Here is a 25,904-nt window from a genome sequence, read left to right as displayed (position 1 = left end):
GCCGACACGTTCGGCGGAGCGTGCAAGGGGTCGGGAGGGAACCGAAGTGGCGACGATGTCGTTCCGGGACGCGATGTTCCTGCTGGCGGAGTCGCGGGAGCGGCCGACCCACGTCGGGTCGCTCATGCTCTTCGACCGCCCCGAGGGCGCGGGTCCCGACTACCTCGCGGACCTGCACCGTCAGCTCGTCTCCGGTGACGTCGAGATCGCGCCGCTGTTCCGCCGACGGGCGATGCGCGGCGTCTCCACGCTCGGCCAGTGGGCCTGGACGACCGACGACGACGTCGACATCGAGTACCACGTGCGGCTCTCCGCCCTGCCGCGTCCGGGCCGTATCCGCGAGCTGCTCGAGCTCGTGTCCCGGCTGCACGGCAGCCTGCTCGACCGGCACCGTCCGCTGTGGGAGTTCCACCTCATCGAAGGCGTGGAGGGCGACCGCTTCGCGGTCTACAGCAAAATCCACCACGCGATGATGGACGGGGTGCGCGCGATGAAGCACCTCGAGAAGGCGCTGAGCACCGACCCCGACCGTCGCGACATGGCGCCGTTCTGGGCCGTCGACCCCCGCCCGGGGCGCACCAGCCGTCCGGTCGGCGAGAAGGCGCCCGCGCCGACGGGGTGGCTCGGCTCGACGCGCGAGTACGTCGGCGGCGCCCTGCGCACCGCGGGCACGTTCGCCGAGGGCGTCGGGCAGTCGCTGAACGTCGGGCCGGCGCTCGTCTCGTCGGCCTACCGCGGCCTCGTCGAGCACGAGCTGGCCCTCCCGTTCGAGGCGCCGCCGACCATGCTCAACGTCCCGATCACCGGCGCCCGGCGCTTCGCCGCCCAGTCCTGGCCGCTCAAGCGGATCCAGCGGGTCCGCGAGCGCACCGGCACGACGGTCAACGACGTCATGCTCGCGATGAGCGCCGGCGCGCTGCGGCGCTACCTCGAGGCGCACGAGGGCCTGCCCGACAAGCCGCTCGTGGCCGCCCTGCCCGTCGCGCTCGAGGACTCGGGCTCGGGCAACGCGCTCGGCGCGATCCTGGTCAACCTGGCGACGAACGAGCCCGACCCCGCCGAGCGGCTGAAGAAGATCCGCCAGTCCGGGCTCGCGGCGAAGGAGAACCTCCAGGGCCGCGACCCGATGACGATCGCCGCGCTCTCGGCCGTCGTCGCCGCCCCGATCGGCATGGGCCTGGTGCCGGGCGCGTCGGCGATCAACCAGGGCTTCAACCTGATCATCTCGAACGTGCCCGGCCCGAAGGACCCGCTGTACTGGGAGGGCGCCAAGCTCGACGGCATCTACCCGATCTCGGTGCCGCTCGACGGGCAGGCCCTCAACATCACCGTGATGTCCTACGCGGACAGCATGGAGATCGGCGTGACCGGCGACCGCCGCGCGGTGCCGCACCTGCAGCACCTGCTGGGCTACCTCGAGGACGCGCTGGTGGAGCTGGAGGCCGTGGCGGACGCGGATGCCTGATCGCTCAGCGTCCGGGTGAGGTCGTGCACCTGCTCGAACAGCGGTAGCCGCGCGGCGTAGCGCGCGGCGTCGGGGCCCGGCCGCAGGGTCTCGCCGAGGGGGATCCGCTCGGCGGCGGCGACCAGCGCATCGGGGCCCGGCGGCAGCAGGCCGACGCCCTGCATGCCGAGCAGCGCGGCCCCGAACGCCGAGCCCTGGTCGACGGTCGGGAAGCCGACGGGCAGGTCGAGGGCGTCGGTGAGCACCTGGCGCCAGAGCGGGCTGCGGGCGAACCCGCCGGTGGCGCGCACCTCGTGCACGGCGAGGTCGGCCTCGCCCATCGCGTCGAGGACCAGGCGCAGCTGCAGGCAGACGCCCTCGAGCAGGGCGCGCGTGACGTGCCCGGCCGTGTGCCGCCGGTGCAGGCCGACGAGCGCGGCCGCGCCGCCGAGGTCCCAGTGCGGGGCGCGCTCGGGCAGCAGGTGGGGCAGGGCGACCAGGCCGTCGGCGCCCGCCGGGACCTCGCCGGCCGCCGCGAGCAGCTCCTCGACGTCGCGCCCGAGCGTCTCGTGGGCCCAGTCGAGCACGAGGCCGCCGTTGGTGATCGCCCCGCCGACGACCCAGCGCTCGTCGGCGAGGCCGTAGCAGAAGACGCGGCCGCGGGGGTCGACGGCGGGCCGTTCGACGGTGACGCGCAGGGCCCCGCTGGTCCCGACGGAGCACGCGGCGACGCCCGGCCGGACGGCGCCGACGCCGAGGTTCGCGAGCGGCCCGTCACCTCCCCCGGCGACGACGGGGACGCCGGTGGGGAGGCCCCAGTCGGGGTCGCGCAGGCGCCCGACGACAGCGTTCGGGGCGACCGGCTCGCCCAGCGCGTCGGCGGTGATGCCGGCGATGTCGAGGGCCTCGGGGTCCCAGGTGCCCGTCGCGACGTCGAGCAGGCCGGAGCCCGAGGCGCACGAGGTGTCGGCGACGCGGGCGCCGGTGGCGCGGGCCAGCACGAACTCCTTGATCCCGCCCCAGGTGCGCGCGGCGGCGTGCAGGCTCGGGCGGGCGCGGCGCAGCCAGGCGAGCTTGACCAGCGGGCTCATCGGGTGGACGGGCGTCCCGGTGCGCTGGTGCAGGGCGAGCGCGCCGTCGCGGGCCCGGAGCTCGCGGGCGACGTCGCTCGCACGGCTGTCGGCCCAGGTCACGAGCGGGGAGATCGGGTCGCCGCCGGCGTCGAGAGCGAGCAGACCGTGCATCGCGGAGCTGAAGGACAAGGCCGCGACGCGGGCGGGGTCGAGGCCGGCGACGGCGTCGCGGACGGCGTCGCCGACGGCCTCGTACAGCGCCTCCGGGTCCTGGACGGCGGCGCCGGGCTCGGGCTCGTCGAGGTGGTGGGGCGCCTCGCCGTGCCCGTGGTCGTCGCCGTCGACCGAGAACGCGACGGCCTTGGTGGCCGTGGTGCCGATGTCGACGCCGACGACGAGATCCGGGGTCACAGGACCAGGCTCGCGAGCAGCACCATGATCAGCCCGACCACCGAGACGATCGTCTCCATCACCGACCAGGTCCGGAACGTGTCGCGCACCGACATGCCGAAGTACTCGCGGACCAGCCAGAACCCGGCGTCGTTGACGTGCGAGAAGAACACCGAGCCGGCGCCGATGGCGAGCACCACGAGCACCGGGTTGACGCCCGGGTCGACGGCGAGGATCGGGGTGACGATGCCGGCGGCGGTCACCGTGGCGACGGTCGCCGACCCGGTGGCGAGCCGGATGACGACGGCGACGAACCAGGCGAGCAGCAGCACCGGGATGCCGAGGCCGGCGGCCGCCTTGGCCAGCGCGTCGCCGATGCCCGAGTCGATGAGCACCTGCTTGAACCCGCCACCGGCGCCGATGATCAGCAGGATCGAGGCGGCGGGGACGAGGCCGGCGGCGGCGAGCGACGACACCTCGGAGCCCGACAGGCCGCGGCGGAACCCGAAGGTCCACAGCGCCAGGAGCAGCGCGAGCAGCAGGGCCACCACCGGTTCGCCGACGAACTCGGCGACGCTCTTGGGCCCGCCGTCGGGGAGCGCGACGTCGGCGACGGTGCGCAGGAGCATCAGGGCGACCGGCAGCAGGATCGTGACGAGCGTGGCGGCGAGGCCGGGGGTGCGGTCCTCGTCGAGCGAAGGGCCCCCTCGCTCGGTGGAGGCGGCGAGGGGCGCCCCTCGCCGGGACGAGCCGTCGCCCGCGGGTTCCGGCGAGGGGTCCCCGTCGTCGGCTGTATCGAGCGAGGGTGCCCTTCGCTCGGCATCGCCGGCGGACGTGCTCACGAGGCCCGGCGGCGGCGAGGCCGTCGCCCAGCGCGAGGCGTAGTTCGCGAAGAGCGGGCCGGCGACGGCGACGGTCGGGATCGCGAGGACGAGGCCGACGATCAGGGTGAGGCCGAGGTCGGCGCCCAGGGCGTCGACGGCGACGAGCGGGCCGGGGTGCGGGGGCACGAAGGCGTGCAGGACCGACAGCCCGGCGAGGGCGGGGATGCCGACGCGCAGGATCGCCGAGCGGCCCTGCTCGTCGCGTCCGTCGGAGCCGGGCGGGAGCATCCGCACCGCGACGACGAACACGACGGGCAGCACGAGCACGACGCCGATCTCGAAGAACAGCGGGATGCCGAGCACCATCGCGAGCCCCGCCACGGCCCACGGCAGCGCGCGGGGCCCGGAGCGGGCCAGGATCGTGCGCGCGAGCAGGTCGGCGCCGCCGGAATCGGCGAGCAGCTTGCCGAGCATCGTGCCGAGCCCGAGGACGATGCCGACGTCGCCGAGCGTGGCGCCGACGCCGTCGGTGAACGACTCGACGGTCTTCTCGGGGCCCAGGCCTGCGGCGAGCCCGAGCAGCAGCGAGCCGACCATCAGCGCGGGGAAGGCGTGCAGCCGCAATCGCGAGGTGATCAGCACGATCACCAGCACCACGACGGCCGCCGCCGTCACGACCAGCCGGGTGTCGCTCGCGGTCCACATGAGCGGTTCTGTTCCCCGGGAGGGTGATCGCTCGAACCTGCCCGGCACTGCGTGGCCGGGGACCCCGACCTAGGCTGCCGGGCGGAGGCGTCAGGGTGCCTGGTGGCCCCCGCGGTCTTCAACACCGTAGTGGCCGGGTATCTCGGCCAGGCGGGTTCGATTCCCGTCCGCCTCCGCCACAAGCACTGCCACACCTCCCCGGGTCCAGACGCCGTGCCCGAGGGCGAGAACCACCACGTCGCGAGGAGAGCCTGCATGGGTGTGCGCACCTGGCTCGGTGAGTGGCCGATCTTCCGGCAGGCCACCGGACCGGATCCGCTCGGGCGCGGTGCCGCCGTGCAGAGCCCGCGCACGCAGGCCCTCGGACCGCGGACCGCGGACGCCGACGAGGTCGTCAAGTCGATCTGCCCCTACTGCGCCGTCGGCTGCGGCCAGAACGTCTACGTCCGCGACGGGCGCGTCACCCAGATCGAGGGCGACCCCGACTCCCCCGTCTCCCGCGGGCGGCTCTGCCCGAAGGGCTCGGCGTCGACGTCGCTGGTCACCTCGCCGTCGCGCGTGACGACCGTGAAGTACCGGCGTCCGCACGGCACCGAGTGGGAGGACCTCGACCTCGACACGGCGCTCGACATGATCGCCGACCGGGTCATCGACGCGCGCCGGCGCGGATGGCAGGACACCGACGACGAGGGCCGCGTCCTGCGACGCACGCTGGGCTTCTCGAGCCTCGGCGGGGCGACGCTGGACAACGAGGAGAACTACCTCATCAAGAAGCTGTTCATGGCGCTCGGCGCGATCCAGGTGGAGAACCAGGCGCGCATTTGACACAGCGCCACCGTCCCCGGTCTGGGGACCAGCTTCGGCCGCGGAGGGGCCTCGAACTTCCAGCAGGACCTGCAGCACTCCGACTGCATCGTCATCGAGGGCTCCAACATGGCGGAGGCCCACCCCGTGGGCTTCCAGTGGGTGATGGAGGCGAAGGCGCGCGGCGCCACGATCATCCACGTCGACCCGCGCTTCACGCGCACGTCGGCGGTGGCCGACCTGCACGTGCCCTTCCGCGCGGGCGCCGACATCGCGTTCCTCGGCGGTCTGATCAACTACGTGCTCAGCGAGGGCAAGGACTTCCGCGAGTACGTCACGACGTTCACGAACGCCGCGGAGATCGTCGGTGAGGACTTCGTCGACACCGAGGACATGGCCGGCATCTTCTCGGGCTACAACGCCGAGACCGGGCGCTACGACCCGATCAGCTGGCAGCTCGAGGGCGTCGACTACGAGGCGCCGGCCGCGGGGATGCGGGACCACTGGGAGCCCGAGCTCCGGGACGAGACCAACCAGAGCGAGCAGGGCCGGCAGCGCGAGCACCACGCGGCGATCGGCTCGGACACGGCGGGCGGCGCCGGTGACGCCGCGCACGCGACCGGGTCACCGCGGCGCGACGAGACCCTGCAGCACCCGCGCTGCGTCTACCAGGTGCTCAAGCGCCACTACGCGCGCTACACGCCCGAGGCCGTCTCGCAGGTGTGCGGCATGGGCGTCGACGAGTTCCTCGCCGTGGCCCGCGCCATCACCGAGAACTCGACGCGCGACCGCACGACGGCGTGGGTCTACTCGGTGGGCTGGACGCACCACAGCGTCGGCGCGCAGTACATCCGCGGCGCGGCGATCCTGCAGACGCTGCTCGGCAACATGGGGCGTCCCGGCGGCGGCATCCTGGCGCTGCGCGGGCACGCGTCGATCCAGGGGTCGACCGACATCCCGACGCTCTACGACCTGCTGCCCGGCTACATCCCCATGCCGAACGCCCACCTGCACGAGGACCTGCGGAGCTTCCTCGACGCCGACGCGGCGAAGACCGGCTTCTGGGGCAACATGGACACCTACCTGGTGAGCCTGCTCAAGGCCTGGTGGGGCGACGCCGCGACCGCCGAGAACGACTTCGCGTTCGACTACCTGCCGCGCCTCACCGGCGACCACGGCACGTACGGCATCGTCCGCGACCAGATCGACAGGAAGACGTACGGCTACTTCGTCGTCGGCGAGAACCCGGCGGTCGGGCACGCCAACGGCAAGATGCAGCGCCTCGGCCTGGCGAACCTCGACTGGCTCGTGGTCCGCGACATGCAGATGATCGAGACGGCCACGTTCTGGAAGGACGGGCCCGAGATCGAGACCGGCGAGCTGCGGACCGAGGACATCGGCACCGAGGTCTTCTTCCTCCCGTGCGCGAACCACACGGAGAAGGCCGGCACGTTCACCAACACCCAGCGGCTGCTGCAGTGGCGCCGGGAGGCGGTGCACCCGCCCGCCGACGCGCGGTCCGAGCTGCATTTCTACTTCCACCTCGGCAAGAGGATCCGGGAGAAGCTGGCCGGCTCGACCGACGACCGCGACCGTCCGATCCTCGACCTGACCTGGGACTACCCGACGTTCGGCGTGCACGAGGAGCCGGACCCGGAGGCGGTGCTCGCCGAGATCAACGGCTACGACGCCGACGGGAACCACCTCGCGAGCTACACCGAGCTCAAGGCCGACGGGTCGACCACCGCGGGCTGCTGGATCTACACCGGCGTCTACAAGGACGGCGTGAACCAGGCCGACCGGCGCAAGCCCGGCACCGAGCAGGACTGGGTCGCCGCCGAGTGGGGCTGGGCGTGGCCGGCGAACCGCCGCACGCTCTACAACCGCGCCTCGGCCGACGCCGACGGCAAGCCGTGGAGCGAGCGCAAGGCCTACGTCTGGTGGGACGCCGAGCAGGGGACGTGGACCGGCCACGACATCCCGGACGTCGAGGCGACCAAGCCGCCGACCTACGTCCCGGAGGACGGCGCCACGCGGCAGGACGCGCTGTCCGGCACCGACGCGTTCATCATGCAGACCGACGGCAAGGCGTGGCTCTACGCGCCCGCCGGGCTGGCCGACGGCCCGATGCCGACCCACTACGAGCCCGTCGAGTCGCCGGTGGCGAACCTGCTGCACGAGCAGCAGGACAACCCGGCGCTCGAGCGCATCGACCGGGCCTGGAACCGGATCAACCCCTCGCAGAGCGAGGTCTATCCGTACGCGTTCCTGACCTACCGGCTCACCGAGCACCACACCGCGGGCGGCATGAGCCGGTTCCTGGGCTACCTGTCCGAGCTCCAGCCGGAGTTCTTCTGCGAGGTCTCCCCCGCGCTCGCCGCCGAACGGCACCTCGAGCACCTGGGCTGGGCGACGCTGATCTCGGCGCGCACGGCGATCGAGGCCCGCGTGCTCGTCACCGAGCGGATGAAGCCGCTGCGGATCGGGGACCGGGTCGTGCACCAGATCGGGCTGCCCTACCACTGGGGGTCCAACGGGCTCTCGACCGGCGACCCGGCGAACGACCTGCTGGGTGTCGTCATGGACCCCAACGTCCACATCCAGGAGTCGAAGGTGGCGACCTGCGACATCCAGCCCGGCCGGCGCCCGCGGGGCCCGGCGCTGCTGGAGTTCGTCGAGTCCTACCGCCGCAAGGCCGGGGTGGAGCCGGGAGGCATCACGTGACGAACGTCTTCGACGCCTTCTCCGGCGCCGCCACCTCGCTGTCCGGGCCGCTGCCGGACCCGACGACCGACGCCGGCTGGTCGGGCGACCACCCGAAGCGCGTCGGCTTCTTCACCGACACCTCGGTGTGCATCGGCTGCAAGGCCTGCGAGGTGGCGTGCAAGGAGTGGAACCTGGTGCCCGACGACGGCACCGACGCCTCCGGGCTCTACGGCCTCACCGGGATGTCGTACGACAACACCGGTGACCTCGGCGCCTCGACCTGGCGGCACGTCGCCTTCATCGAGGACGTCCGGCCGCACGGGACGGCGACGACAGGCCACCTGCCGTCGGGCCTGCCCGCTCTCGGCGGCACCCCGCCCCGGGATGCCGCCACCGCGCCGCCGGACGGGGGCACCGTCGACCTGCTCGCGCTGCTGCCCGACGGCGGCGCCCACGGCCAGCAGACCCCGGACGACGAGCGCGACGTCCGCTGGCTCATGTCGTCCGACGTCTGCAAGCACTGCACGCACGCCGGCTGCCTGGACGTGTGCCCGACCGGGGCGCTCTTCCGCACCGAGTACGGCACGGTCGTCGTGCAGGACGACATCTGCAACGGGTGCGGGTACTGCGTGCCGTCGTGCCCGTACGGCGTCATCGACGTGCGCGAGTCCGACGGCGGCGCCCACAAGTGCACGCTGTGCTACGACCGCCTCGGCGCGGGCCTCGAGCCGGCGTGCGCCAAGGCCTGCCCGACGAACTCCATCCAGTTCGGCGACCTCGACGAGCTGCAGGCCGCCGCCGACGCGCGGCTCGCCGAGCTGCACGGACGCGGCGTCGAGGAGGCGCGGCTCTACGGGCGCGACCCCGACGACGGTGTCGGTGGCGACGGGGCGTTCTTCCTGCTGCTCGACGAGCCGGAGGTCTACGGCCTGCCGCCGGACCCGATCGTCACCACCCGCGACCTGCCCGAGATGTGGCGCAACGCGGCGCTGACCGCGGCGGGCCTCGGTGCGGCGATCGTCGCAGCGTTCTTCACCGGAGGAGGTCGGCGGAAGTGACGGACGCGAACCCGGCGGAGATGCCCGAGCGCGGGCGGGTCGACCACGACGCGGTGAAGCCCCGGCGGGGTCGACGCGGCGGCAAGGGCGAGCAGCTCCAGGTCCCCGAGGCCGAGTTCCGCTCGTACTACGGCCGCCCGATCATCAAGGCGCCGGTGTGGAAGAACCCGGACGTCCCGCTGTACCTGTTCCTCGGCGGGCTCGCGGGGTCGTCGTCGGTGCTCGGTGCGATGGCCGCCGCCACCGGCCGTCCGACGCTGCGCCGGGCCGGTCGGCTCGGGGCCGCCGTCGGAGCGGTGGGCGGCACCGTGTTCCTGGTGCACGACCTGCACCGCCCGGCACGGTTCCTCCACATGCTGCGGGTGTTCAAGCCGACCTCGCCGCTGTCGGTGGGCACCTGGATCCTCTCGCCGTTCGCGACGTTCGCCGCGGCGACGGCCGCGACCGAGGTCACCGGCCGGTTCCGGCGCACCGGCGACGTCACCGGTGTCGCGGCCGCGGCGTTCGGGCCGGCGCTCGCGACCTACACCGCCGTGCTGTTCTCCAACACCGCGGTGCCGACGTGGCACGAGGCGCACCGCCACCTGCCGGTGCTGTTCGGCTCGAGCGCCGCCGCGGCCGGCGGGGGGTTCGGCCTGGTGTTCGCCTCGGTGCGCGACAACGCCCCGGCGCAGCGTCTCGCCATCGCGGGGGCGTGCACCGAGCTCGCGACCGAGAAGAAGATGGAGCACGACCTCGGCCTGCTCGCCGACGTCTACGAGAAGGGCCGGGCGAAGACGCTGATGACGGCGTCGAAGACCTGCCTCGTGGCCGGAGCCCTCGGCGCGCTGGTGGGCCGGCATCGTCGCTGGTCGGCGGCGCTGTCGGGCCTGGCGCTGATGGCGGGCTCGGCGCTGACCCGCTTCGGGGTGTTCGACGCGGGCATCGCGTCGGCGAACGACCCCGCCCACATCGTCGTGCCGCAGCGCGAGCGCATCGCGCGGCGGCAGGCGAGCACGGAGACCTCGACGACGCCGCCGGACCGCGCGTTCGCCTGAACCGTGTGACGATCGGTGGCCGTGACGGACACGCGGATCGGGACGCGGCGGACCGGGCCGCCACCGTGGGCGGTGGCGCTGGGGTTCGCGGTGCTGGTGCTCGGCGGTCTGGTGTGGGCGAAGTGGGCGCCGTACTGGGTGAAGGTGCCGTCGGTGGCGGGCTCGCACTCGCTGGGCCCGTCGATCCTCGCGGGCGGGGAGCCCGGGGTGTCGCTCACCGCCGGGCTGCGGTTCGCCGGGACCTACTTCCTCGCGATCTGGCCGGCGCTCGTCGTCGGGCTCGTGCTGGCGGCGGCGGTGCAGGTGGCGCTGCCGCGGGCGTGGCTCTCGCGGTTGTTCGGCCGGGGCGTCGGCGGTGGTGTGCGCGGGAGCGCGCTGGCCGTGCCCTCGATGATGTGCTCCTGCTGCGCGGCACCGCTCGCGGTGGGGCTGCGCCGCCGGTCCGCCGACCTGACGGCGACGCTGGCGTACTGGCTCGCCAACCCCGCGCTCAACCCCGTCGTCCTCGTCTTCTGCGCGTTCGTGCTGCCGTGGGAGTGGACGGTGCTGCGGGCGCTCGCGGGCGTCGCGGTGGTCGTCGTGGCCGTGGCGCTGGGCCGGTGGTGGGCCGACCGCACCCCGGTGGTCGACGTCGTCCCCGACGAGGAGCCGGTCGACGAGCGGCCGCTGGTCGTGCGGTTCCTCGCGGCGCTCGGCGGGCTGGCGATCCGGCTGCTGCCCGAGTACCTGCTGCTCGTCGTGGCCCTCGGCGCCTTCCGGGGCGTGCTGTTCCCGGTCGGGGCGTCGTGGCTCTCGGGCACGGGGGTGGCGCTGGCCGTGGTCGCCGTCGTGCTGCTCGCCGTGGCCGGCACGCTGCTGCCGATCCCGACCGGCGCCGAGGTGGCCGTGGTCGCCGCGCTGCTGGCGGTGGGGGTGCCGGGCCCGCTCGCGGCCGCCCTGCTGATCACGCTGCCGGCGCTGAGCCTGCCGTCGCTGCTGATGGTGCGCGGTGTCTTCCCGCGGCGGTTGCTCGTGGCGGTGACCGGTGTGGTCGTCGGCGTCGGGGTGCTGACGTCGGTGGGGGCGCTGGCCGTCGGGCTCTGAGCGCACAATGGGCCGGTGACCGACGATCACCGCCGGCGGGTGCCGCGCACGGACACGGTGCTCGCCGACGCGCGCCTCGAGCCGGCGCTCGCGACGCTCGGGCGGGCGCGCGTGAAGGAGATCGTCGTGGCCGCGCAGGACCGGGCGCGGGCCGGCGAGATCGCCCCGGAGGCGGTCGCCGACGAGGTGTTCGCCTCCCTGCCCCCGACGGCCGCCAGCATGCGCCCGGTCGTCAACGCCACGGGCGTCCTGCTGCACACGAACCTCGGGCGCGCGCCGCTGTCCGCGGCGGCGCAGGACGCGCTGGTGTCCGCGGCGGGGACGACCGACGTCGAGCTGGACCTCGTCTCCGGGGGCCGGGGTCGTCGGGGAGCGGGCGCCCTGGAGGCGCTGGCCGCGGCGGTGCCGGACGCGGGCGGCGTGCACGTGACGAACAACGGTGCGGCCGCGCTGATCCTCGCGGCGACGGCGTTGGCCATCGGCCGGGAGATCATCATCGCGCGCGGCGAGATGGTCGAGATCGGCGACGGGTTCCGGCTGCCCGACCTGCTGGAATCGACCGGCGCGCGACTGCGCGAGGTCGGCACGACGAACCGGGTGCACCGTGCCGACTACGCCGACGCGGTCGGCCCGGACACCGGGATGATCCTCAAGGTCCACCCCTCGAACTTCGTCGTCACGGGGTTCACGTCGTCGGTGCCGGCGGGGTCGCTGACGGGCCTCGGCGTGCCGGTGGTGAGCGACATCGGCTCCGGGCTGCTCGCGCCGCACCCGCTGCTGCCCGACGAGCCCGACGCGGCGACCGAGCTGCGCGCCGGTGCGTCGCTGGTGACGGCGTCGGGCGACAAGCTGCTCGGGGGGCCGCAGGCCGGGCTGCTGCTCGGCGAGGCCACGCTCGTGCACCGGCTGCGCCGCCATCCCCTGGCGCGGGCGCTGCGCGTCGACAAGCTGACCCTGGCCGCGCTCGAGGCGACGCTGCGGGGGCCGGAGGTGCCGGTGCGTTCCATGCTCTCGGTCGACCTCGGCGCGCTGCGCGCGCGGGCCGCCGAGGTGGCCGCGCGGATCGGGGCGCCGGCGGAGGCGATCGACTGTGTGGCGCAGGTCGGCGGGGGCGGCGCGCCCGGGGTGGAGCTGCCGAGTGCGGGGGTGGCGCTGCCCGTCGATCTCGCTGCTCGTCTGCGGGGTGGCGCCGATCCCGTCGTGGCACGCGTCGAGCAGGGCCGGTGCGTGCTCGATCTGCGCTCGGTGCCGCCGGAGGCCGACGAGCGGCTGGTCGCGGCGGTGTCGGCGGCGCTGCCGTGAGGGTCGTGGCCACCGCCGGGCACGTCGACCACGGGAAGTCGACGCTGGTCCGCGCGCTGACGGGCATGGAGCCCGACCGCTGGGCCGAGGAGCGCCGGCGGGGCATGACGATCGACCTCGGGTTCGCGTGGACGACGCTGCCCGGGTTGCCGGAGCCCGTGGCGTTCGTCGACGTGCCGGGCCACGAACGCTTCGTGACGCAGATGCTCGCCGGGGTCGGCCCGGTGCCGGCGACGATGTTCGTCGTCGCGGCCGACTCGGGCTGGATGCCGCAGTCGACCGAGCACCTCGACGCCCTCGACGCGCTCGGGGTGCGCGACGGGCTGCTCGTCGTCACCCGCAGCGACCTCGCCGACCCGGAGCTGGCGCGGGACGAGGCGCTGGAGCACCTCGGGGAGTCGTCGCTGGGGCGGTTGCCGGCGGTGTGCGTGTCGGGGGCGACGGGGTTCGGTCTCGACTCCTTGCGCTCGGCGTTAGTCGACCTGGTGGGCGGGCTGCCGGCACCGGACGTCGACGCCGACGTGCGCCTGTGGGTCGACCGCGCGTTCACGGTGCGGGGCGCGGGAACCGTCGTCACCGGGACGCTGGGCGCCGGGACGATCCAGGTGGGCGACGAGCTGGCGCTGGGGTCGCGCGTCGTCGGCGTGCGCGGCCTGCAGGCGCTGGGCGAGACCGTCGACCCGGTGCGGGCGGTGGCGCGGGTGGCGCTGAACCTGCGGGGCATCGGGCTCGACGAGATCGGGCGCGGCGACGCGCTGACGACGCCGGGGCGCTGGTTGCGCAGCGACGTCATCGACGTGCGGGTGGGGCCGCCGCGGGGTCACATGGTGGCCGTCGACCTGCCGCGGCAGGTGATGCTGCACGTCGGGTCGGCAGCGGTGGCGGCGCGGGTGCGCCCGTTGTCGCGGTCGGACGCGCCCGACTCCGACGAGACGAGGACGGTGCGGCTGACGCTGCGCGAGCCGCTCCCGCTCCGCCCCGGCGACCACGCGCTGCTGCGCGACCCGGGGGCGCACCGGGTGCTGGGCGGGGTGACGGTGCTCGACGTCCGGCCGCCGTCGCTGCGACGGCGGGGCGCGGCCCGTCTCCGGGCCGGCGAGCTGGCGGCGACGGAGGGCGCCCCGGACGCGCTCGGGGAGCTGGCGCGCCGGCGGCTGATGAAGCGCGACGACCTGGTGGCGCTGGGGGCGTCGGTGCCGTCGGACGTGCCGGCAGCGGCGGGGTGGTTGGTGGATCCGTCGTGGTTGTCGTCGCTGGCCGATCGGCTCGTGGCGGCCGTCGCCCGGCACACCGAGGAGCAGCCGCTCGACGCCGGCCTGCCCGCGAAGGCCGCCGCGCAGGCCCTCGACCTGCCCGAACCCCGCCTGCTCGACCTCGTGCTCGCCGAGCCCGGGGCGTCGTCGCTGGTGGCGGCCGGCGGGCGCATCCGTCCGCGCGACGCCGGCGGGCTGCCGGACGGGGTGCGGGCGGCGGTGGCGGCGGTGCGCGCGGACCTCGCCGAGGCGCCCTTCGCGGCGCCCGAGGCACACCGGCTCGCCGAGCTGGGCCTGCGCACCCGCGAGCTCGGCGCGGCGGTGAAGGCGGGCGCGCTGCTCAAGGTCGGCGACGGGATCTACCTGGGACCCGACGCGGTCGAGGTGGCCGTGGCGCGGCTCGCCGACCTGCCCTCGCCGTTCACGCTCTCCGAGGCCCGCCAGGCGCTGGGCACGACGCGCCGCGTCGCCGTCCCGCTGCTCGAGTACCTGGCGCGCCAGGGCCGCACCCGCCGCGACGACGAGGGCCGGCACGCGTTGCGGTAGTACGAGCGATGCGGCATCGCTGGCGTGTGACACCAGGCTCGCCACATCCTCGGTGACACGACACGCCGATGGTTCGCGACGCACGGGGTGGTGTCAGCGTGGCGGCCACGCTGACGTTCAACGTGAGGAAATCCGCCACGATCACGAGGCTTCCTCGCGACAGGAGGTCGCGCCAGGATCGGGGCATGGACCTCCGGCGCGACGTCACGCTCGGCACGCGGCTCGCCGTCGTGCGGGCCGGTGGGCTCGCGATGGCGCTGGCCGGCGACCCGGTGCTGCGCCTGCTCTACCGCCCGTGGATCGACGACCCGTCCGGCGTCCAACGTCAACTGCGCGAAGCCGCGCAGCCGTACGCGAGCCGCGCCGGGGTCCTCGTCGTCGCCACCCACGACCTGTGCCGCGACCTGGTGCGCGACCGCCGGTTCATGGTCCGCACGCGCAGTGGCGGCTCGCTCGGCGGTGCCGTCGAGGGCGAGCGCGACCCGCTGCTCGAGCCCGTCGACCTGTCCTTCCTCGGGATGGACCCGCCGGAGCACACGCGGCTGCGACGCCTGGTCGGCAGCTGGTTCACGCCGGCGCGGGTCGCCGCGTACGAGCCGCTGGTCACGGGGCTCGCCGAGCAGCTGGTCGACGACGCGGCGCGCCGGGAGCGCTTCGACCTCGTCGCCGACGTCGCGACGCCCCTGCCGGTCGCCGTGATCGCCGAGCTGCTGGGGGTGCCGGACGAGGACGCGGGGTCGTTCGCGCGGTGGGGGCAGGCGGTCGGGGCCGGACTGGGCGGGGTGCGGTCGCTGCGCGCGCTGCACCGCCTCGAGGCCGCGATCGTCGAGCTGCGCGGGCTGCTGGGCGACCTGCTCGAGAAGCGGCGCCACGACCCCGACGACGACCTCATCAGCCACCTCGCGGCCGAGGACGCCGACGTCGAGGAGACGATCAGCCTGTCGGCGCTGTTGCTGCTCGCCGGGTTCGAGACGACGAGCACGCTGCTCTCGAACGCCGTCGCCGCGATGACCGACGCCGGCGGGCCCTGGGCACAGCTCGCCGCCGATCCCGGGCGCGGCACCGACGCCGTCGAGGAGAGCCTGCGCTTCGACGCGCCGATCCAGTTCACCGCGCGGACGCCCCACGAGACCGTCCGCATCGGTGAGCGCGACGTCGCGCCGGACACCGTCGTCATGGCGATGCTCGGGGCCGCCGGCCGCGACCCCGCGGTGCACGCCGACCCCGACGTGTTCGACCTCGACCGCCCGACGCGCGGCGAGCACCTCGCGTTCTCGGGCGGCATCCACTACTGCCTCGGCGCGCCGCTGGCCCGGCTGGAGGCGCGGGTCGCGCTGGCGGTGCTGGCGGAGCGGATGCCGACGCTGCACCGGGAGGCGGGGGCGGTGCGGCGGCGCTCGCTGCTGCTGCGGAGCTACCAGCGGCTGCCTGTCAGCACGTGATCGTGGCGGCTTTTCTGACGTTGAGCGCCAGCGTGGCCGCCACGCTGAAACACGCCGCACCACGCCCGACTCGGCGTGTCGTGCGAGCGAGGATGTGGCGAGCCTGGCGATGAGTGCCAGCAAAGCCGCATCGCTCGAACAGGCGCGCCCTACGGGGTCGGGGGGTCCGAGAGGTCGGCGCGGAGGGTCGCGAGGGTGCGGGTCAGCAGGCGCGAGACGTGCATCTGCGACACGCCGACGCGTTCGGCGATCTGGGTCTGGGTCATGCCGCCGAAGAAGCGGAGCATGACGATCGTGCGCTCGCGTTCCGGGAGCTTGCGCAGGGCCGGCTGCACGGTCTCGCGGTGCTCGACCTGCTCCAGCTCGGCGTCCGCGGAGCCGAGGACGTCGGCGAGGCGCCCGCTCGAGGGGTCGTCGACGAGCATGTCGTCCAGCGAGCTCGACCGGTAGGCGTTGGCGGCCTCGAGGGCCTCGAGCACCTCCTCGCGGCTGCGCTGGAGGTGCTCGGCGAGCTCACCGGCGGTGGGCGCGCGGTTGAGCTCCTGGGAGAGCTGCGGCATCGCCGACCCGATGGCCAGGCGCAGGTCCTTGAGCCGGCGGGGCACGCGCGTCGACCACGCCTTGTCGCGGAAGTAGCGCCGGACCTCGCCGGTGATCGTCGGCACCGCGTAGGACAGGAAGTCCGAGCCCCGCTCCGGCGAGAAGCGGTCGACGGCGTGGATGAGGCCCACGGTCGCGACCTGCTCGAGGTCCTCCTGCGGCTCGCCGCGCTGGGAGAAGCGGCGCGCGATGTGCCGGGCCAGCGGCAGGTAGCCCTCGACGAGACGGTCGCGCAGCACCTCGCGGCGCGGGTCGTCGGTGTCGAGCCCGGCGTGCTCGGTGAGCATCGGGACGAGGTGGTCGTAGGAGTCCTCGTTGCGCGAGCCCCGCCCCGAGCGGGACGACGACTCCGGCGACGACGAATCCTGCGACGACGGTCCCGGCGCCGTGTCGTGCGGCGACTCCTCGGCGGCGTCCGACAGCGCGCGCGCCGACTCGGTCACGGGTTGAGCCGTTGCTTGCGCAGGTGGATGCCGAGCCATTCCGGGTCGGCGTCGAGCACCTGCGCGTCGTCGGTGAGCGTCGTGAGCACCCGCCACCCGAAGGTGTCCTGGCGCAGCGCGGCGTCGCCCGTGACGGGGACGCGGCAGATCACGTCGATCCGGCCGTCGGCCATCGCGAAGCCGCAGCGCAGCTGGCCGCCCTCGCGGGCGAGCGGCACCAGGGCCGAGCAGGCCTCGTCGACCGCCATCCGCAGGTCGGACACGGCGTCGAGGTCGAAGTCGGCGCGAGCAGCGAGATCGGCCGCCACCGCGCGCACCGACGGGATCAGCGCGGGATCGGCGTGGACACGGACCTCGACGGGGGTCGGGGTCTCGGCCAGTCCGCCCGAACCGGCGCCCGGATCGGTGGCGGTGGACGAACGATCACGCTGCTGCGGTTCCGGCGTCTGCACGGCTGCTGATCTCCGTTTCGCGGCAGGTGAGGAGGACGGTGGCGGAGCCACCGTAACGGCGCAGGCGACGCGGACGGCAGGGCCCCACGCCGGTCATCCGGCCAGGGCGGCCTCGACCGACGGGTAGAGCGCGAACAGGTCGGTCAGGCCCGTGGCCTGCAGCGGCCGGCTCACCGGCCGCGAGTTGGCGACGAGGCGCAGGGCCACGTCGCGGTTGCGGGACTCGTCGAGCGCCTCGACGAGCAGTGCGAGGCCGCTCGAGCCGAGGAACTCGACCGAGAGCATGTCGAGCACGAGCACCGTGGGCTTGCCCTGGAGCTCTTCGTTCACCTTGGCGCGCAGCGCCGGCGTCGTCAGCATGTCGATCTCGCCGGCCAGCCGGATCACCGACGCGCCGTTCGACCGCTGAACATCGACGCCGAGTGGGTCCTCTGCAGCGAGGTCGTCATCGGTGGCCACGGCGTCTGGTCCCCCTCCGGTCAGGTCGGGCGTGCCCGGTGTGTCCAGGCAGCCTCATCGATCCCCCGGCAACGTACTTGCCGTGTCGCCGAGCCTACTCGTCACCCCCCGTGGGCACGCGTTCACGGCCGGGACGGCCCGTGATCGTGGCGGAACCGGGGCTCAACAGGGCCGATGACGCCACGAACGAGGGTCCCACTGGGCCGTTCAGGGGTGTTTGCCGTCCCGAGAGGGAGGGGATACCGCCGACGCCACTCCGATTCCGGGGAAAGCAACTCCCCCGGCCGGATGCACCGACTGGGAGGACCGCCATGGCCGACATCCGACTCCTGCCCGGCCCCATCATCGACGAGTGGGACTGGCAGCTCCACGGGTCGTGCCGCGGGATGGACTCGAGCTTCTTCTTCCACCCGGACGGCGAGCGCGGCCCGCGGCGTGAGCACCGCGCGGCCGAGGCCAAGAAGGTGTGCGCCGCGTGCCCGGTGATCGAGCCCTGCCGCCGCCACGCGCTCGCCACCCGCGAGCCCTACGGCGTCTGGGGCGGGCTGACCGAGGACGAGCGCCGCTCCGCGCTGCGCACCTCGGGCCGCGAAACCGGCACCGTCGTCTACGAGGCCCGCTAGAGGTACTGCCCGCCGCTGGTGTCCCCGCCCGGCGCGGGACGGCCCCGCCCCTGACGCATCTGTTCGAGCTGGCCCCGCGCCGCCATCTGCTGCGCGAGCACGGCGCTCTGGATGCCGTGGAACAGCCCCTCGAGCCACCCCAGCAGCTGCGCCTGCGCGATCCGCAGCTCGGCCTGCGAGGGCGTGGCGTCGGACGAGAACGGCAGCGTGATCCGGCGCAGCTCGTCACGCAGCTCCGGCGCGAGCCCCTGCTCGAGCTCGTGGATCGACCGCTCGTGGATGTCCGCGAGCCGTGCGCGCCCGGCCTCGTCCAGCGGCGCCGCCCGGACCTCCTCCACGAGCTTGCCGACCATCCCGGCCACCCGCATGACCGCGCCCGGCGACGCGACCAGGTCGCCGGTGCCCGCGCCCTCCCCGGCGCCCGACGCCGCCGCGGCGGCCAGTGCGGACGAGGGCCGTTCGTCCTGCTCGCTCATGCCGCCCATCATGGCGTCCCGGCGACCGCTCGGCGCGCCCGGCGACACGCCCTCGGATGTGCGCATGGGTGCCCGGGGGCGGGGGTACCAGGGCCCCGAGGTGAGTCGTGGACACAAGGATCGAGCTGCCCCTCCAGAAAGCGGGGGACGGCGTGACCGGCACGTGGGCGCAGGACCCGGAACCCCCTGAGCGCAGCCTCGGCCCCCCGGTGGTCGTGACGCTGTCGGGTCCGCTGTCCGAGACGACCGCCCACGCCCTCGTCGAACGCCTCAGCGCACTGCTGCACCGCCACCGCGCCGTCGTCGCCGACATCTCGGGGATCGAGCTCGCCCACTCCGGTGCCGTGCACGCGTTCACCGAGGCCGTCGCCCGCGCCGGCGAGTGGCCCGACGTCCGCCTCGCCGTCGCCGCGCCCGACCTGACGACCGCCGCGCTGCTCGTCAGCTCCCGGGTCGCCGAGCGCGTCCCGGTGCACCCCGACGTGGCGACCGCGCTGGCCCACGTCGACGACCGTCCCGACCTGGTCCGCGGTTGGTGGCACTTCGACGTCGACGCGCGCGCCCCCGGTGACGCCCGCCAGCACGTCCGTCGGGTGTGCGGGAGCTGGGCGGTGGACGAGGAGGCCCGCGAGGCCGCCGAGATCGTCGTCACCGAGCTCGTCACCAACGCCGTCGAGCACGCGGAGAGCGCGTCGGTGGTCGAGGTCGAGCGCCGCGCGCACCTGCTGCGCCTGACGGTCCGGGACTTCGACCTCGCCCCCCTGCCCGAGGCCCACCTGCCGGCGCCGACCTCGCCGCGCGGCCGGGGTCTCGCGATGGTCGCCGCGGTGGCCACGGCCTGGGGCGTCGAGACCCACCGCGACGGCAAGACCGTGTGGGCGGAGATGGCGACGGTCTAGGCCTGCCCTCTTACGCGGCCTCCAGGACGACGACGTCCCGCTGGTCCAGCAGGGCCAGCACGGCACGCTCGATGTGCTGGCGCATCGCCCGGTCGTCGACGCCGGCGCCCGCGCGCACGGCGTCGGCGATCGTGCGGCCGTTCTCGAAGTGGGTGACGAGCACCGGGTCGACGTAGGAGCGCTTGCACACCGCCGGGGTGTTGCCGAGCTGCTCCGAGACGGCCTTCATGGTGCGGGTCACGGCGCTGCGCTGCTTGCGCTGCGCGCGCGGCGGCGCGCCGGTGTCGTCGCACTCGCCGGCCAGGGCGACCGCGGCCTGCACGCCGGCGTTCCAGGTGCGCAGGTCCTTGGCGGTGAACTCGTCGCCGATGAACTGGCGCACGGCGTCGTTGACGTCCTGGGCGGTGACGTCGTGCCACGGCCCGCGGTCGCCGCCGCGTCCGCCGCGGCGGAAGGCCAGCAGGTCCTCGCCCCCGCCGCGGCGGCGCTTGAGCGAGGTGACGAGGCCGTGGACGTGCTCGTCGTGGAGCGTGACGCGGCGCGGGACGCCGGACTTCGCGGTGTAGCGGAACTCGACGCCGCCGTCGCGGCGGGCGATCGCGTGCTCGCGGCGCAGCGTGGCGAGGCCGAAGGAGGCGTCGCCCGGCGAGTCGTCGCTGGCGTACTCCTCGCCGCCGACGCGGAACACCCCGAGGTCGAGCATCCAGACCGCGCCCGCGAGCACACGGTCGCGCCCGAGGCCCCGGCCGCGGCCGAGCCGGTCCGCGATCTCGAGACGGGCGTCGCCGATGACGTGCCCGAGGCGCGTGACCCGCTGGAACTTCTCCTGGTCGCGCTGGCGGGTCCACGCCTCGTGGTAGCGGTACTGCCGGCGGCCGGCGGCGTCGGTGCCGACGGCCTGGATGTGCCCGGCCGGGTCCGCGCAGATCCAGACGTCCTCCCACGCGGGCGGGACGACGATCTTGCGGATGCGGTCGATGTGCGTCGGGTCGTCGACGGTCACGCCGCTCTCGCGGTCGAAGTAGCTCCATCCCTTGCCGCGCCGGCGACGGCCGATCCCGGGTCCGTAGGGCTCCACGTGCACCAGTTCCACCGGCCGGGCGTACCCCCGGCCCCGTCCCTGCGAACTCCGTTTCTGGTGCAGGAGTTCCGGCTACCACCGGCCGGTGCCCGACGCCTCTGCGGATCTGCTCGGCCCCTGCGGCCCCGTCGACGAACCCACCCTGGAGGCCGTCGACGCGGCCGTCGCCCGCGTCCTCGGCGACGGCGCCGCGCTCGGCGACGGCCAGCGCGAGGCCGTCCTCGGCGCGCTCGTCGACGACTGCCTCGCGGTCCTGCCCCCGGCCGCCGGCAAGACCGCGGTCTATGCCGTCACCGGCCTCGTCCTGGGCGGCCCGACCGTGGTCGTGTCGCCGACGCTGTCGCTGCACCGCGACCAGGTCGCGCACCTCGTCGACGCCGGCGTGCGGGCCGAGGTGCTGAACTCCACGGTCGCCGCACGCGACGACGTCCTCGCGCGCTTCCGGGACGGCGCGATCGAGGTCCTGGTGACCTCGCCGGAGCAGCTCGCGCGCGAGGACGTCCTCGACGCCCTCGCCGCCGGGGCGCCGACGCTGCTTGCGGTGGACGAGGCGCACTGCGTCTGCGACTGGGGCCCGGACTTCCGCCCCGACTACCTGGGCCTCGCCCTCGCGCGCAGGCGGCTGGGTCGCCCGCGCGTGCTGGCGCTCACGGCCACCGCGTCGATCCCGGCCCGCGGGGAGATCCTCGAGCTGCTCGGGGTGCCGGACGCGTGCGTGGTGGTGCGCGACCCGGACCGCCCGCACATCCACCTCACCGCCCACCTCGTGCACGAGGAGGAGGCGAAGTGGGAGCGGGTGACCGGGGAGGTCGTCGGGCTCGAGGGCGCGGGCATCGTCTACGTCACCACGCGGCGGCACACGACGCTGGTCTGCGACCGCCTGCGCGAGGCCGGGGTGGCCGCCGAGGCCTACGACGGCGGCATGACGGCGCGCGACCGGGGCCGCGTGCAGGACGCGTTCATGGACGGCGAGATCCGGGTGGTCGTCGCGACCAGCGCGTTCGGCATGGGCATCGACAAGCCCGACGTGCGGTGGGTGGTGCACGGCGACACCCCGACCTCGATCGACGCCTACCACCAGGAGATCGGCCGGGCGGGGCGTGACGGGCGGCCCGCGCAGGCGGTGCTGTTCCACCGGCCGCAGGACCTCGTGCGCCCGAAGCTGTTCGCCTCCGGCCGCGACCCGGGCAAGGGCGCGCTCACGACGGTGCTGGCCGCGGTGTGCCGGCACCCCGACGGCGTCGCGCAGGACGAGCTCGCCGGTCCGGCCGGGGTGTCGAAGGCCGGGCTGTCGCGGGCGATCCCGGGGCTGGTGGCCCTCGGCGCGGTCCGCCGGCTGCCGGGCCGGCTCCTGGCGCCCGGCGACGTCGTCGACTGCGACGACTTCTCCGAGCTCGCCGAGCACGCCGCCGCCCTCGTCGCCCGCCGTCGCGAGCGCGAGCAGAGCAAGGTCGAGCTGGTGCGCCGCTACGCGGAGGCCACCGGCTGCCGTCGCCGGACGCTGCTGGAGGCGCTCGGGGAGTCGCGCGACGAGCCGTGCGGCTTCTGCGACCACTGCGACGCGGGGCACCCGGGCGACCCCGGGAACCGGGCGGGTGCCGAGAACGGCGACCCCGTCCCCGGCGAGGCGGTCCGGCACGGCGAGTGGGGTCAGGGCACCGTCACGACCGTCGCCGAGGAGTCGGTGGTGGTCCTGTTCGACGAGGGCGGGTACCGCACCTTGTCGCTGCCGGTGGTCCGGGAGAAGCAGCTGCTCGCGCCGGCGTGATCGTCACGTTTCGCGGCGCCCGTCCGGGCCGATCCCCGTGGTGACTCCCACGAAAGGTGACCGTGCTCCGCGAACCCAGCACTTCTCCCCTGGCCCCGCCCGCCGGCGCCCCCGACACCCTGCCCGCTCCCCGCCCCGCCGACCCGGCACCGGCGGACCTGCGACAGCTCGCCCGCCGGGCCCGTCGCGACACCGTCGCCGCGCGCGAGCTCGCCGCCGCACTGCTCGCCCGCGGGTATAGCACCGTGCGCGCCGCGGCCCTCACCGGGCTCGCCGAGAGCGCGGTCGCCGCGCTCGCCCGCGTCCGCCGTCCCGGGACCGCAGCCGGCGCCGTCGCCGACGACGTCGCCGCCCGGGCCCGACGCCGCTCCGCCGGTGCCGAGGAGCTGCCGCCCGCCCCGCGGCGCCCCGCCTCGGCCTGACATCCTGCGCGTTCCCCCACGACCTGCTCCAGGGAGACGCCTGTGCCCGTCGAGCCCGAGCTCGCCGAGCTCGCCACCGCCCACGGGGTGGCGGTGCGCTACCGCGACGCCGACGAGCGTGAGGTCGAGGTCGACCGCTGCGTCGTCCTCGACGTCCTGACCGCCCTCGACGTCGACGCGACCACACCCGACGCGCTGGCGTCCGCGCTGGACGCCGTGCGGTCGGCCGACCCGGACGCCCTGCCGGCGACGGTGGTGGTGGATCGTGGTTCAGGACGGGCGCTCCCGTCCGCCGGGATCGTGACGCTCGAGGACGGCACCGAGCGATCCGTGTCGTCGGTGCCGTCCGATCTGCCCGTCGGCTACCACCGGCTCACCTGCGGCGAGCAGGACGTCGCGCTGATCGTCGCGCCGCCGCGGCTGGAAGCGCCGCCGCCGACGTGGGGCTGGATGGTGCAGCTCTACGCGGTGCGCTCGGAGCAGTCGTGGGGGTGCGGGGACTACGCGGACCTCGGGTCGCTGCTCTCCGGCACGTCCGCACAGGGCGCGGGCGCGCTGCTGGTCAACCCGCTGCACGCGCTCGCGCTGTCGCCGGAGGTCGAGGCGTCGCCGTACTCGCCGTCGAGCAGGCGGTTCCTGCACCCGCTGTACGTGCGGGTCGCCGACGTCCCCGCCTACGCGGCGGCGCCGTCGCCGGTCCGGGATGACGTGGACGCGCTGCGGCCGCCGCCGGGCGACCTCGTGGACCACGACGCGGTGTGGGCGGCGAAGCGGGCGGCGCTGGAGATGCTGTGGCCGTTCTCGTCGGACGGGGTGTCGGCGGTCGACGCCCTCGAGCCCGAGCTGCGCGACGTCGCCACCTGGTACGCGCTGGCGGAACGGCACGGCAGTGATGTGCACGGGTGGCCTACGGGGTTGCGCTTCCTCGGCGACTCCGGTGTCGTTGGCGCGCGCCGTGAGCTGGCCGACCGGGTGCTGTTCTGGGCATGGTGCCTGCAGCTCGCCGACGAGCAGCTGGCGGCGGCGCACGCGGCGGGTGCGGGGATGGCGGTCGGGCTGATCGCCGACCTCGCCGTCGGGTGCTCGGCCGGCGGCGCGGACGCGTGGACGCTCGCGGACGCGCTGGCGCCGGGGGTGTCGGTCGGCGCGCCGCCCGACGACTTCAACCAGCAGGGCCAGGACTGGGCGCTGCCGCCGTGGCGCCCGGATGCGCTCGCGCGCTCGGGGTACGCGCCGCTGCGCTCGATGATCCGCGGGGTGCTGCGCCACGCCGACGGACTGCGCGTCGACCACGTCGCCGGGCTCTGGCGGCTGTGGTGGATCCCGCCGGGTCGCGGGGCGCGCGAGGGCGCGTACGTGCACTACGACGCGCGGGCCATGCTCGCGGTGGCGGCGATCGAGGCGTCGCGGGCCGGTGCGGTCGTGGTCGGCGAGGACCTGGGGACCGTGGAGCCGGAGGTCACTGAGGGCCTCGCGGAGCACGGGATGCTGGGCTGCGCGGTGCTGTGGTTCCAGCGCTCGTCCTCCGGGGACCTCCTGCCGCCGCGGGAATGGCACCCGGAGACGCTGGCGAGCGTCTCGACCCACGACCTCCCGACGGCGGCGGGGTTCCTGGCCGACGAGCACGTGCGGGCGCGCGCGGAGGCGGGGCTGCTCGACGACGTGGACGCGGCGCGGGTGGCGGCGTCGCGGGACCGGGATGAGCTGCTCGGTCTGCTGGCCTCGGAGGGGTTCGACGTCGACGCCTCGGACCCGGAGGCCGTGATCCTGGCGATGCACCAGCTGCTCGCGACGGCCCGCTCGCGGATCGTCCTCGCGGCGTTCACCGACGTCCTGGGCGATGTGCGCCAGCCGAACCTGCCGGGGACGGTCGACGCCTACCCGAACTGGCGCATCCCCCTCTCCCGCCCCCTCGACGCGCTCCTCACCGACCCCCGCGTCCTCGCCGTCGCCGAGTCCCTCCGCGCACGCCCTATGTGAGCGAACTTTGGGGCTATAGCCCCAAAGTTCGCTCACATAGGCCGCACGGACGCAGCGGCTCCTCCCAACCGACGGCGCGCAGGAGCGACTCCACCTCGCGTGTGGTGCGGCACGGGAACCTCGTGACCTCGTCCCAGCCGAAGGGCACCGAGACCTCGCCGGAGACGGCGGCCGCGACGGTGCGCCGGCGGTCGACCAGGGCCGTTCGCGGGTCACGGTGGGTGCCAAACCCGTCCAGTCGCGCGGTCACCCGCCCGCCGGGGAGGTCATAGGTGATGTCCTCATAGCGGCGGACGCCGTCCACCAGCACCGGCGCCTGGCGACGGCCGATCGGGAGCCCGTGCGCCTGCTCGACGTCGACGAGGTAGCGGTGCTCTAGTTCAGAGAGAACGCCGTCCCGCAGCAGCGTCACCGCGTCCGTGATGGCGCGACGATGACGTGTCGGCCGGCGGAGATCGATCGCCTGCTCGAGGGCGAGCGGATGGACGCCGGCATCGAGGGCGAACTGGTGGGCCCGTCGCATCGCTTCCCGCGCGTCCGGCGCCGCCACCGCGAGGTCCAGCACCGTGTGCACCCGGCTGGTGATCGGCGGGTCACTGCCGTCGACACCGATGTGGGCGAAGGCGCGGGATCGGTGCACCTTGACGCCGTCCAGCCGCACAGCCGAGCAGCCATAGCGAACGGTGACGTGGACCGGTTGCTCCGGATCGGGCTCCAGGAAACCGTGCAGCTCGCCCGCGGTCTCGTGGCTCAGCAGGGCGCCGCCCCGGCACGCCAGCAGCGCCGCGGCGCGCTTCGCCTCCGGCGACAGCGGGCCGGTGAAGAGCGCGTAGACGCTCTCGCGCACCCGTTCCCATCGATTCGCGTCCAGCTGGGCCTGGATCCCGTCGTCGGTGAAGCCCTGCGCGAGCAGCTGGGCCCGCGTCACGATGCGGTGCTCGGCCGCCAGCATCCGCTGCCAGTCGTCGAAGTCGTCCATACGACGTTCGACGCAGGCCGGTGCCGTCCGGCTCCATCACTCGGGGTATGTGAGC

Annotated in this window: 21 protein-coding genes and 1 tRNA gene; 14 read left to right on the top strand and 8 right to left on the bottom strand. The window is 74.7% G+C overall.

Annotation, left to right across the window (positions count from 1 at the left end):
* Nucleotides 1-46 precede the first annotated feature (46 nt).
* Nucleotides 47-1,465, top strand: a complete 1,419-nt coding sequence (locus EV188_RS30895) for a WS/DGAT/MGAT family O-acyltransferase (protein WP_424922968.1) — start codon at nt 47-49, stop codon at nt 1,463-1,465.
* On the opposite strand, the gene EV188_RS30890 is transcribed toward EV188_RS30895, so the two are convergent.
* On the bottom strand, nt 1,411-2,928 hold the full coding sequence (locus EV188_RS30890) for a gluconokinase (RefSeq protein ID WP_133830182.1): 1,518 nt from the start codon (nt 2,926-2,928) through the stop codon (nt 1,411-1,413). The two genes, EV188_RS30895 and EV188_RS30890, sit on opposite strands and share 55 nt — an antisense overlap.
* Nucleotides 2,925-4,436 carry a GntT/GntP/DsdX family permease gene (locus EV188_RS30885; protein WP_133830181.1) on the bottom strand — a complete coding sequence of 504 codons (1,512 nt, stop codon included), beginning with the start codon at nt 4,434-4,436 and terminating at the stop codon, nt 2,925-2,927. The genes EV188_RS30890 and EV188_RS30885 overlap by 4 nt, the downstream gene beginning before the upstream one ends.
* Before the next feature lie 83 nt (nt 4,437-4,519).
* Here EV188_RS30885 and EV188_RS30880 point away from each other — a divergent pair.
* From EV188_RS30880 to EV188_RS30840, 8 genes are all read left to right on the top strand, one after another.
* Nucleotides 4,520-4,615, top strand: a tRNA-Sec gene (locus tag EV188_RS30880).
* Nucleotides 4,616-4,691: 76 nt separating this feature from the next.
* Nucleotides 4,692-7,964 (top strand): formate dehydrogenase, encoded by a 3,273-nt coding sequence (fdh, locus tag EV188_RS30870; RefSeq protein ID WP_243742127.1) that lies wholly within the window; start codon nt 4,692-4,694, stop codon nt 7,962-7,964.
* A complete protein-coding gene (locus tag EV188_RS30865) occupies nt 7,961-9,004 on the top strand; it encodes a 4Fe-4S dicluster domain-containing protein (protein ID WP_133830178.1) in 1,044 nt (347 codons plus the stop codon). Before fdh ends, EV188_RS30865 begins: the two co-directional genes overlap by 4 nt.
* Nucleotides 9,001-10,041 carry an NrfD/PsrC family molybdoenzyme membrane anchor subunit gene (gene nrfD / locus EV188_RS30860; RefSeq protein ID WP_243742126.1) on the top strand — a complete coding sequence of 347 codons (1,041 nt, stop codon included), beginning with the start codon at nt 9,001-9,003 and terminating at the stop codon, nt 10,039-10,041. Before EV188_RS30865 ends, nrfD begins: the two co-directional genes overlap by 4 nt.
* Before the next feature lie 21 nt (nt 10,042-10,062).
* Nucleotides 10,063-11,124: a permease gene (locus EV188_RS30855; RefSeq protein WP_166660184.1), complete on the top strand. Its 1,062-nt coding sequence runs from the start codon at nt 10,063-10,065 to the stop codon at nt 11,122-11,124.
* A 15-nt stretch (nt 11,125-11,139) separates the two neighbouring features.
* Nucleotides 11,140-12,426 (top strand): L-seryl-tRNA(Sec) selenium transferase, encoded by a 1,287-nt coding sequence (gene selA / locus EV188_RS30850; protein ID WP_133830176.1) that lies wholly within the window; start codon nt 11,140-11,142, stop codon nt 12,424-12,426.
* Between the two features lie 5 nt (nt 12,427-12,431).
* Nucleotides 12,432-14,225 carry a selenocysteine-specific translation elongation factor gene (gene selB / locus EV188_RS30845; RefSeq protein ID WP_341770816.1) on the top strand — a complete coding sequence of 598 codons (1,794 nt, stop codon included), beginning with the start codon at nt 12,432-12,434 and terminating at the stop codon, nt 14,223-14,225.
* Nucleotides 14,226-14,410: 185 nt separating this feature from the next.
* On the top strand, nt 14,411-15,667 hold the full coding sequence (locus EV188_RS30840; protein ID WP_133830174.1) for a cytochrome P450: 1,257 nt from the start codon (nt 14,411-14,413) through the stop codon (nt 15,665-15,667).
* A gap of 149 nt (nt 15,668-15,816) precedes the next feature.
* Here the strand turns inward: EV188_RS30840 and EV188_RS30835 are convergent, their stop codons facing one another.
* The 3 genes from EV188_RS30835 to EV188_RS30825 all read right to left on the bottom strand — a co-directional run bounded on the left by EV188_RS30835 (nt 15,817) and on the right by EV188_RS30825 (nt 17,621).
* Entirely contained in the window at nt 15,817-16,554 is a 738-nt protein-coding gene (locus EV188_RS30835) for an RNA polymerase sigma factor SigF (RefSeq protein ID WP_133830198.1), read from the bottom strand.
* Nucleotides 16,555-16,706: 152 nt separating this feature from the next.
* Nucleotides 16,707-17,162 (bottom strand): ATP-binding protein, encoded by a 456-nt coding sequence (locus tag EV188_RS30830; RefSeq protein WP_133830173.1) that lies wholly within the window; start codon nt 17,160-17,162, stop codon nt 16,707-16,709.
* A 93-nt stretch (nt 17,163-17,255) separates the two neighbouring features.
* The gene (locus EV188_RS30825; protein ID WP_166660183.1) at nt 17,256-17,621 is read right to left on the bottom strand and encodes an anti-sigma factor antagonist; all 366 of its coding nucleotides are present in this window, start codon (nt 17,619-17,621) and stop codon (nt 17,256-17,258) included.
* A gap of 311 nt (nt 17,622-17,932) precedes the next feature.
* Between EV188_RS30825 and EV188_RS30820 the strand changes: the two genes are divergently transcribed.
* Nucleotides 17,933-18,244 carry a WhiB family transcriptional regulator gene (locus EV188_RS30820; RefSeq protein ID WP_133830171.1) on the top strand — a complete coding sequence of 104 codons (312 nt, stop codon included), beginning with the start codon at nt 17,933-17,935 and terminating at the stop codon, nt 18,242-18,244.
* Here EV188_RS30820 and EV188_RS30815 read toward each other — a convergent pair.
* The gene (locus tag EV188_RS30815) at nt 18,241-18,720 is read right to left on the bottom strand and encodes a bacterial proteasome activator family protein (protein ID WP_279536781.1); all 480 of its coding nucleotides are present in this window, start codon (nt 18,718-18,720) and stop codon (nt 18,241-18,243) included. The two genes, EV188_RS30820 and EV188_RS30815, sit on opposite strands and share 4 nt — an antisense overlap.
* 107 nt (nt 18,721-18,827) lie before the next feature.
* Between EV188_RS30815 and EV188_RS30810 the strand changes: the two genes are divergently transcribed.
* Nucleotides 18,828-19,619, top strand: a complete 792-nt coding sequence (locus tag EV188_RS30810) for an ATP-binding protein (RefSeq protein WP_133830170.1) — start codon at nt 18,828-18,830, stop codon at nt 19,617-19,619.
* A 10-nt stretch (nt 19,620-19,629) separates the two neighbouring features.
* Here EV188_RS30810 and EV188_RS30805 read toward each other — a convergent pair whose 3' ends face one another.
* Nucleotides 19,630-20,712, bottom strand: a complete 1,083-nt coding sequence (locus tag EV188_RS30805; RefSeq protein WP_133830169.1) for a DNA topoisomerase IB — start codon at nt 20,710-20,712, stop codon at nt 19,630-19,632.
* A 73-nt stretch (nt 20,713-20,785) separates the two neighbouring features.
* On the opposite strand from EV188_RS30805, the gene EV188_RS30800 reads away from it, so the two are divergent.
* The 3 genes from EV188_RS30800 (at nt 20,786) to malQ (ending at nt 24,870) form a co-directional block, all read left to right on the top strand.
* On the top strand, nt 20,786-22,468 hold the full coding sequence (locus tag EV188_RS30800) for a RecQ family ATP-dependent DNA helicase (protein ID WP_133830168.1): 1,683 nt from the start codon (nt 20,786-20,788) through the stop codon (nt 22,466-22,468).
* 62 nt (nt 22,469-22,530) lie between these two features.
* A complete protein-coding gene (locus EV188_RS30795) occupies nt 22,531-22,890 on the top strand; it encodes a hypothetical protein (protein WP_133830167.1) in 360 nt (119 codons plus the stop codon).
* Nucleotides 22,891-22,932: 42 nt separating this feature from the next.
* Nucleotides 22,933-24,870 carry a 4-alpha-glucanotransferase gene (gene malQ, locus EV188_RS30790; RefSeq protein ID WP_133830166.1) on the top strand — a complete coding sequence of 646 codons (1,938 nt, stop codon included), beginning with the start codon at nt 22,933-22,935 and terminating at the stop codon, nt 24,868-24,870.
* A 13-nt stretch (nt 24,871-24,883) separates the two neighbouring features.
* Here the strand turns inward: malQ and EV188_RS30785 are convergent, their stop codons facing one another.
* Nucleotides 24,884-25,849, bottom strand: a complete 966-nt coding sequence (locus tag EV188_RS30785; protein WP_133830165.1) for a hypothetical protein — start codon at nt 25,847-25,849, stop codon at nt 24,884-24,886.
* Between the last annotated feature and the right edge of the window lie 55 nt (nt 25,850-25,904).

Origin of the sequence: Actinomycetospora succinea, from assembly GCF_004363095.1 — a bacterium.
In the GTDB taxonomy this organism is placed as follows: Bacteria; Actinomycetota; Actinomycetes; order Mycobacteriales; family Pseudonocardiaceae; genus Actinomycetospora; species Actinomycetospora succinea.
Note: the sequence above shows the minus strand (reverse complement) of the source record. Positions and strands in the feature narration are given on the sequence as shown.